A 6,600-nucleotide genomic window follows, 5' to 3' on the forward strand; every position below is an offset into this window, starting at 1 on the left:
CCACGACCGCCGCGGCGTCGCGCTGCGCGGCGAGTTCGTTGGGTTGCCGGGCGGTCACCGCCGCGAGCACCTGCCCGTTGAGATCGGCGATCACCGCGCTGGCGCCCCGCTGTCCCAGGCGCGCCTGCAGCCAGTGTGTCACGGTGCGGATCACCCACAGCGCCAACAGGATTGACAGCGGGCCTACCCAGCCGCGCAGGCCCCGTGCCGACGGATCGGTGACGACGCGCGCGACGATGCCCGCCAGCACGATCGCCGAGCCGATCGCGCAGCCGGAGATCACCACCCCGCAGCCCACCGTGGCCGCCAGGAACCGGCGCAGCGCGCCCGATGCCCGCCACAGTCGCGGGTCCAGCGGCGCTCGGGAGTCCCTCGTGCTCAGGACGTACGCCTCGCCAGACCGATGGGCGGCGGAATGTGCTCAGCCGAGATCCGTTGCCGGAAAACCCAATACGTCCACGCCTGGTACACGACCGTCAGTGGAGCCATGAACGCCGTCACCCACGTCATGATCTTGAGCGTGGCCTGTGTCGAGGCCGCGTTGTCGATCGTCACGCTCCATTGGCCGTTCAGCGTCGAGGGCACCAGATTGGGATAGAGCACGCCGAACAGCAGCACCACCACCGCCGCGACCACAACGGCCGCGCAGAAAAATGCCAAGCCGTCGAGTCTGCCCAGCCACACCAACAGCACCGTCGCCAGCTGCGCGACCACCGCGACCCCGAGCACGGCCCACGTCCAGTCCTTGCCGTGCGCCAGCTGTGTCCAAACCCCAAAGCCCGCAACCAATCCCGTCACGGGAAGCGATAGCCACTTGGCGAATCGGTACGCATCGTCACGCAGCGGGCCCGACGTCTTGAGGGTGATGAACACGGCGCCGTAGAGCAGGAAGAGGCCGCCGGTGGCCAGACCACCCAACACGGTATAGGCGTTGAGCACGTCGGTGATCGACGGGTGAGCATGGCCGGCGGCGTCGACGGGGAGTCCGCGGACCAGGACGGCGAAGGCGACGCCCCACAGCACGGCGGGCAGCCATGACCCGGCCGCGATACCGAAATCGGCCAGGGCGCGCCACTTCGTGTCGTCGATTTTGCCGCGCCACTCGATGGCCACGGCGCGCACGATCATGCCGAACAGGATCGCCAGCAGGGGCAGGTAGAGCGTCGAGAACAACGTCGCGTACCAGCCCGGAAACGCGGCGAACATCCCTGCCCCGGCGACGATCAGCCAGACTTCGTTGCCGTCCCAGACCGGTCCGATCGTGTTGAGCGTCGCGCGGCGGTTCAGCTCCGGGTCGCCCGAGCCGAGCCGGGCGAGCGGCTCCATCAACATTCCCACGCCGAAGTCGAAGCCCTCCAGGATGAAGAAGCCAAGGAACAGCGCCGCGATGACACCGAACCAGACCTGTTGGAGTCCCACCGTCGTTCCTTTCTTTTCTTAGCGGCCCGGTAGGCCCTAGTAGGCGAAGGACAGCGGCGCCACGTCGTGCTCGCCGGGTGCTGGTGGCGCCGCGGGTTCGGCGTCGTGCTCCTGTGGCCCTTCGACGACATAGCGCCTCAGCAGGTAGAACCAAATGACCGCGAGCACGGCGTACACCAGGGTGAACGTCGCCAACGAGGTGATGACCATTGCGGGGACATGATCCGACACACCCTGGGCGACCGTGAGTCTCACCTGCTGGTCGCCGGTCGGATTGGGCACGACGATCCAGGGCTGCCGGCCCATCTCGGTGAACACCCACCCGGCGCTGTTGGCCAGGAACGGCGTGGGAATGGTCAGCAGCGCCAGCCGAGAGAACCACCGCTGATTGGGAATTCGGCCGCCGCGGGTCAGCCACAGCGCGGCGAGCGCAAACAGCAGCGGGATCGCAAGGAATCCGATCATCGCGCGAAACGACCAGTAGGTGACGAACAGGTTCGGTCGGTAGTCGTTGGGCCCGAATCGCTGTTGGTAGTCCTGCTGGATATCGCGCACACCCTGCAACGTCACACCGCTGAATCGGCTGTCGGCGAGGAACGGCAGCACGTAGGGCACCTCGATCACGCGGGTAATGCTTTCGCAGTTGTTGTGCGTGCCTACGGTCAGGATGGAGAAATCCGGGTCGGTTCGCGTGTCGCACAACGATTCCGCCGACGCCATCTTCATCGGTTGCTGCACGAACATCAATTTGCCCTGGGCGTCACCGGTGAAGAGCAAGCCGACGGTCGCGACCAAAGCGACCCAACACCCGAGGATGGTCGCCGGGCGGAACATGGTTCGGGCATCGGACTCGGCGGCGGGCGTGGCGGTTTCGGGTTTGCGGGAGCGGACCAGCCACCACGCGCTGACGGCGGCCACGAAAGTTCCCGCCGTCAGCAAGGAACCGGCGACCGCGTGTGAAAAGGCCGCTCTCGCAGTGTTGTTGGTCAGCAACGCCGCAATGCTGGTCAACTCGGCACGCCGGGTCGCGGGGTTGTAGTGGGCGCCGACCGGGTGCTGCATGAAGGAGTTCGCCGCGATGATGAAGAACGCGGACACATTGACCGAGATCGCGACAATCCAGATGCACGCCAGGTGTACCAGCTTGGGCAGCCTGCTCCAGCCGAAGATCCACAACCCGAGGAAGGTGGACTCGAAGAAGAAGGCGGCCAGGCCTTCCATCGCGAGCGGGGCGCCGAAGATGTCGCCGACGAAGCGCGAGTACTCGCTCCAATTCATGCCGAACTGGAATTCCTGCACGATGCCGGTTGCCACGCCGATGGCGAAGTTGATCAGGAACAGCTTGCCGAAGAACTTCGTTAGGCGATACCACGCGGCGTTACCGGTGGCCACCCACACCGTCTGCATCACCGCGATCAGGGGAGCCAGACCGATGGTGAGCGGCACGAAGATGAAGTGGTAGACGGTGGTGATACCGAACTGCCACCGTGAAATGTCGACGACATTCATTGTCATCTCCCGAAACTACGGAGGCGCCTGCCTTTCTACGACGCAGTGTAGTAGATAGGATTGGCCGACGCCACCGGGATGATCCGACGGCGGTTTCAGCTGGCTAGCGTTTTCGACGCCTTGCGAATCCCGAAGGACGACACGATCTCGAAGACGCCGATGACCACGAACCAGACGCCGACGACGAGCGCCAACGTGATGATCGAGTCGAATGGCGACGCGATGACCACGATGCCGGCCAGCAGGCTGATCACGCCGACGAAGATCGACCAGCCGCGGCCCGGCAGCGTCGGGTCGCTGATCGCGGAAATCGTTGTGGCGACACCGCGGAAGATGAAGCCGACGCCGATCCAGATGGCCAGCAACAAGACCGCGTACCCCTGACCGAAATGACGGAACGCCAGCACGGCCAGGATCAATGCCGCTGCGCCACTGATAAACAACAGGATTCGGCTGCCGGCCGTCACGTGCAGGCTGAACGCGAACACGACCTGCGCGATGCCGGTGATCAGTAGGTAGACACCGAACCAGATGGCGGCGACCAGGACCGATATTCCGGGCCAGGCCAGCACCAGGATGCCGAGGATCAGCGACAGAATTCCCGATAGCAGCGTGGACTTCCACAGATGCGGTAACAAGCTTGGAATAGGCGGTTTTCCAGGAGTTGCTTCCGGAGAAGTAGTCATGGCCGCAGTCTGACACAAACGCCGGTTCGGGTATAGGGATTGAAGGCCACGCGAATCAGACGCGCGCGGTGTGCGATTCCTCGGCAACTCGATCGGGCGTCTCGGCGGCTACGGCCTTGCGGCCGACCAGATACCAGGTGCGCATGGTGCCCTTGCCCTTGACCTCGATGGGGCCGCGCTCCTGCAGCACGAAGTCGTCCCTCAGGCGCGCGTAGATGTCCTCGGGCACCTGAATCCGCCCGACCGAGTCCGTGGATTCCATCCGGGAGGCGACGTTGACCGCGTCGCCCCACACGTCGTAGAAGAATCGCCGCGACCCGACGACCCCGGCCACCACCGGGCCGCAGGCCATGCCCACCCGCAGTGGCAGCGGCTGGCCGTGCGGATCCTTCAGTTGGGCGGCGGCATCGACCATGTCGAGCGCGAAGTCCGCCAGCGCCTGCACGTGGTCGGGCCGCGGCCGCGGTACCCCGCTGACCACCATGTAGGAGTCCCCGCTGACTTTGATTTTCTCCAGCCCGTGCCTGTCGACCAGCGCGTCGAAATCGCTGTATAGACGGTTCAGGAAGCGCACCAGGTCGGCCGGCGCGGTGCCGCTGGCTCGCTCGGTGAAGCCGACGATGTCGGCGAACAGGACCGAGGCCTCGTCGTACTTGTCGGCGATGATGCCTCGCCCTGATTCTTTGAGGCGGTCGGCGATGCTGGCCGGCAACATGTTGGCCAACAGCGCCTCGGAGCGGTCGTATTGGGCTTCCATGACCGCCTCGGCCCGCGCGGTGTCGCGCAGGGCGAACCACACCGTGACGACCACCATCACGACGCTGGAGATGGCCGTGATGACGAAACCCGCCGACTGGACCCACGCCGGCTGCAGTCCGGTGCTCCGTGGCACCAGGAACTCCACCGCGATGATCAGGCCGGCGGCGACGGCCGCCAGCGCGGACGCCAACACAATGTGTTCGATCCCCAGTAGCAGCACCACGATGCAGGCGCCAACCAGGAAGAAGAACTGAGCGCCCGCGCTGGTGCCGACGTCGAGGCAGTTGGCTAAGATCGACACATAGGCCGCGCCCATAAACGTAAGCGGCGCAACCAATTCCCCGAATCGCTGCAGCCACGGGACGACGGCGAAGATCATCGCGCCGGTGACGCTGATCGAGCTGACTTGCCACAGCCACGATCCGCTGACGATCTGCACGAGCACAAAGCTCACGCTCACCGTCACCGCCAGCCACGCCGTGACGGTGAGGATCCGGGCCCGGCGGGCGGCGCTGTCGGCGTAGTGCTGATTGCGGTCGCGGGTTTGCGCCCGCACCGCCGCTACGCAGTCCGGGTGCTTCGCCGAGCCGTCTGCACTGGGTGGGGCTCCGCACTTCTTCGCCGCCACGTTCAAAGCCTAACCGCTGAGCTCGGTGTTTGTCGGGGTGTCTGGCCAGGGTTCGCGCGTTAAGCCTGCGCCCGAGGCTTCGTTAGTCGATCTTGCCGGTCAGATCGAACCCGGCCAGGGTGCGGGCGGCCAGCTCGCGCAACGCGGGCTTCGTGTTCTCCGCACCCGGTTGGTAGGCGTTGACGGTGAGGTAGATCTTGGAGCCGCCGGTGCGCCAACTCTGCAGGGTCATCTGGCCGCCCGTTCGGTCCAGCCACTGCCGCGTCACGCGTTGCCCGGTCGCCCGCGTCAGGACGAGCTCAGCTTCGGTGCCATCGAGCCGACACACCAACGGGTCGAGGTCGCCGAGATTCGAACACAGCATGGGCGCATCGGGGTCGGTAAAACCGGCATCGACCATTCGTTTCAGCGCCCGCTTCGGGGTGAACGGGATCAGCGCGCGCAACTGCAGCGCCTCGTCCGGCGTCTCGCGCAGCGTCCTCAGCGCCTGCTTGATGGCGGCTCGCAGGTCACCCAGGTCCGCCGTCACCCGCGTCGGATCGACGCGGACGGTCGCGATCGACATGGCGTTGGCGCGCACGTCACCCTCGGCGCGATCGTTCATTGGCAGGTGCAGGGTGACGAGGCCGTCGTGGGCGCGTCGGCGCCCGGCATGCTCGGCGAATTTCGCAGCAAATCCCGCGACCAGCGTGCTCCCCGTTCCGCCGAGCTCCTTCGCGCGGGCATCCCAGTCGTCCGCGTCGACGTGAATCGATGCGGCCGGCACGACGATGGGGTCATCGCCGTCACCGGCCCGGAGCGCGACCGGTCGCGATACCGGTGATCGGGGGGCAGCACCGCGCGCACGGGCCTGTTTTCGGGCCAGCCTCGCCGCCGCCCCGAGAGCCCGGCCCACCTCGGGCACTTCTCGCATCGTGCGGCGGGCATCCTGAACGGCCGCGCGCGTTCGGGTGCGTGAACGCGGCGGTGGATAGCCAAGATCGCGGGTGTTGCCCAGCGCGGCGTCGGCGAGGGCGACGGCGAGCCCGAGGCCGTCGAGCAGGTAATGGGAGAGCACCAGGGTGACCGCGGTCGAGCCGTTCGTCAGGGGAAGCACGCCGACATGCCATCCGGGCCCAGTTTCCGCGTCGATCGGCAGCTGTGCGCGTTCATCGGCCCAGTCGCTGAGTTCGCCGGGCGGACGGGCGCTGTCGGCTATGTCGATGTCCGACGGCCCGCGATCAACCACCCACCGCGGGCGGGCGAACGGCAACGGCGAGAGCTCGATGCGCCGTCCCAAGAGGCCGTCACGGAGATGGTGATGAAACCGCTTCAACTCGTCCAAGTCGATGGCGCGCTCGTAAATCCACACACACTGGATGACGAGGTTCAGGCCCGCGGCGCGATGTCCCGCAAACAAACCCTGGTCCACCAATGCGAGCCGATTGTCCGGCGGCGCATCGGATGCGGACCAAATCATCACGCGAGAGTAGCCGATTCGTTGTGTCGCTCGAACGAACGCCAGGCATCATGTCTGGTGCCCCCGGACGCTGCCCGCGCGCACGACGACTGAAAGGCGGAAACCTCCGCGATGAGATTTGTGCTGGCCATCTATGGAAC

At 66.1% G+C, this 6,600-nt stretch carries 5 protein-coding genes and 1 pseudogene; all 6 read right to left on the reverse strand.

Features of this window, described 5'->3' with window-relative positions; translation table 11 throughout:
* A pseudogene (locus A5736_RS18975) lies at window positions 1–298 on the reverse strand (thiol reductant ABC exporter subunit CydD); the annotation flags it as partial.
* A gap of 80 nt (window positions 299–378) precedes the next feature.
* Window positions 379–1,419, reverse strand: a complete 1,041-nt coding sequence (gene cydB, locus A5736_RS18980; RefSeq protein WP_076247961.1) for a cytochrome d ubiquinol oxidase subunit II — start codon at window positions 1,417–1,419, stop codon at window positions 379–381.
* Between the two features lie 36 nt (window positions 1,420–1,455).
* On the reverse strand, window positions 1,456–2,928 hold the full coding sequence (locus A5736_RS18985; RefSeq protein ID WP_076247962.1) for a cytochrome ubiquinol oxidase subunit I: 1,473 nt from the start codon (window positions 2,926–2,928) through the stop codon (window positions 1,456–1,458).
* Window positions 2,929–3,023: 95 nt separating this feature from the next.
* Window positions 3,024–3,632: an HdeD family acid-resistance protein gene (locus tag A5736_RS18990; RefSeq protein ID WP_369805014.1), complete on the reverse strand. Its 609-nt coding sequence runs from the start codon at window positions 3,630–3,632 to the stop codon at window positions 3,024–3,026.
* Between the two features lie 37 nt (window positions 3,633–3,669).
* Window positions 3,670–5,001, reverse strand: coding sequence for an adenylate/guanylate cyclase domain-containing protein (locus tag A5736_RS18995; RefSeq protein ID WP_076122899.1), 1,332 nt, complete (start codon window positions 4,999–5,001; stop codon window positions 3,670–3,672).
* An 82-nt stretch (window positions 5,002–5,083) separates the two neighbouring features.
* Entirely contained in the window at window positions 5,084–6,460 is a 1,377-nt protein-coding gene (locus tag A5736_RS19000; RefSeq protein WP_076247964.1) for a hypothetical protein, read from the reverse strand.
* Between the last annotated feature and the right edge of the window lie 140 nt (window positions 6,461–6,600).

It is taken from the genome of Mycobacterium sp. SP-6446 (genome assembly GCF_001954045.1).
In the GTDB taxonomy this organism is placed as follows: Bacteria; Actinomycetota; Actinomycetes; order Mycobacteriales; family Mycobacteriaceae; genus Mycobacterium.

What these genes read in the sequence shown, in the direction of transcription:
- A5736_RS18985 (WP_076247962.1), bottom strand. Translation starts at nt 2,928, where the DNA reads ATGAATGTCGTCGACATTTCACGGTGGCAGTTCGGTATCACCACCGTC.
- A5736_RS19000 (WP_076247964.1), bottom strand. Translation starts at nt 6,460, where the DNA reads ATGATTTGGTCCGCATCCGATGCGCCGCCGGACAATCGGCTCGCATTG.